The organism is Streptomyces cahuitamycinicus, from assembly GCF_002891435.1.
Taxonomy (GTDB): Bacteria; Actinomycetota; Actinomycetes; order Streptomycetales; family Streptomycetaceae; genus Streptomyces; species Streptomyces cahuitamycinicus.
The window spans coordinates 1-1,474 of record NZ_POUC01000822.1 but is presented as its reverse complement, the minus strand read 5'-3'; the positions used below and the strand labels follow the sequence as shown (position 1 = coordinate 1,474).

The 1,474-nt window shown below is 71.6% G+C and carries 3 protein-coding genes; all 3 read left to right on the top strand.

Translation table 11 applies throughout. The features are described from left to right. Positions 1-91: 91 nt before the first annotated feature. Positions 92-565 carry a DUF2771 domain-containing protein gene (locus tag C1J00_RS43180; RefSeq protein ID WP_180989922.1) on the top strand — a complete coding sequence of 158 codons (474 nt, stop codon included), beginning with the start codon at positions 92-94 and terminating at the stop codon, positions 563-565. Further along, a complete protein-coding gene (locus C1J00_RS43175; protein ID WP_180989921.1) occupies positions 535-1,245 on the top strand; it encodes a futalosine hydrolase in 711 nt (236 codons plus the stop codon). Before C1J00_RS43180 ends, C1J00_RS43175 begins: the two co-directional genes overlap by 31 nt. After that, positions 1,235-1,474: MqnA/MqnD/SBP family protein (locus tag C1J00_RS43170; RefSeq protein ID WP_342751820.1), on the top strand; the 240-nt coding region annotated here is incomplete at its 3' end. The genes C1J00_RS43175 and C1J00_RS43170, both read left to right, overlap by 11 nt.

The window sequence follows — 1,474 nt, the reverse complement described above, 5'->3', positions numbered from 1 at the left end:
GCCCGGGGCCGGGTGGGGCCTTCCGATGGATCTCCCAGGGAGCCGTACCCCGCGTGGGCGGTGCGACCCGCGGGCCCGATAACCTTCGCCCATGAACACGTTGCAATCCGTTGTGCGACGCCGCCGCGCCGTCGCTGTCGTCGGCGTCGTATCCGCCGGACTGCTCGTCCTGTCGGCCTGTGACAAGCCGACGCCGATCGCCACGGTCACCGTGGGCAGCGACTCGGTGAACTCCGGGGCCACCTGTGGCGGCGAGGGCGGTGCCCTGAAGCAGTCCGATCTCGCCGGGTGCCTGAAGGCCAAGGGCATCAAGAGCATCTCCGTCGACCCGGACGAGACCGTGCGCTTCGGTGTCGACCCCGAGATCGCCGACAAGGGCTGGACGATCCTCATGAACGGTCAGCCGCTGACCGACTCCAGCACGAAGACGTACCGCACGATCCCGGGCAGCGTGTTCTTCAACGCCCAGTACGGCGCGCAGGGCAACTCGACGCTGGTGTCCATCAAGGAGGGCGAGAAGGACGCGTCCGGCCTGTGGAACTTCAAGCTCAAGAAGGATGCCTGATCGCTTCCGCTGGGCTTGACCGGGTACTGGTCGCCACCGCCGTTCCCGTGGAGCGGGACGCGGTGGCCAGGGCCTTCCCCGGTGGTACCGGCATCGAGGTGATCGCCGTCGGTGTGGGGCCCGCTCTCGCGGCCGCCCGCACCGCCTCCGCCCTCACCGCCGCCGCCCTGCGGGGCGAGCCCTACCGCCTCGTGGTGTCCGCCGGGATCGGCGGCGGGTTCCAGCCCGGGGCGCCCGTGGGGTCGCTCGTCGTCGCCGACGGTATCGTCGCGGCCGATCTGGGGGCCGAGACCGAGGACGGGTTCGTGCCGGTCACCGAGCTCGGCTTCGGGACCGTCAGGCATCAGCCGCCCACGGCTCTGGTACGGCGGGTCGCGGACGCCACCGGCGCCCGGACCGGGGCCGTGCTCACGGTGTCGACGGTCACCGGGACGGCCACCCGGGCCGCCGCGCTGCGGGAGCGGCACCCCACCGCCCTCGCCGAGGCCATGGAGGGCTTCGGCGTCGCCGAGGCCGCCGTCGCACAGGGGGTGCCCGTGCTGGAGATCCGGGCGATCTCCAATCCCGTCGGGCCGAGGGACCGCGCCGCCTGGCGCATCCCGGACGCTCTGGCAGCCTTGACCGAGGGGTTCGGGAAGCTCACGCCCGTACTGGAGAGTTGGAACCGGCATGACAGTTGAGCAACTGCGGATCGCGTACTCGCCCTGTCCGAACGACACCTTCGTCTTCGACGCCCTGGCCCATGACCGCGTCCCCGGCGCCCCCGCCCTCGACGTGACCTTCGCCGACATCGACGTCACCAACGGCATGGCCGAGCGCGGCGAGTTCGACGTGCTGAAGGTGTCGTACGCCGTGCTGCCCTACGTCCTCGACGACTACGCCCTGCTGCCCTGCGGGGGCGCGCTGGGG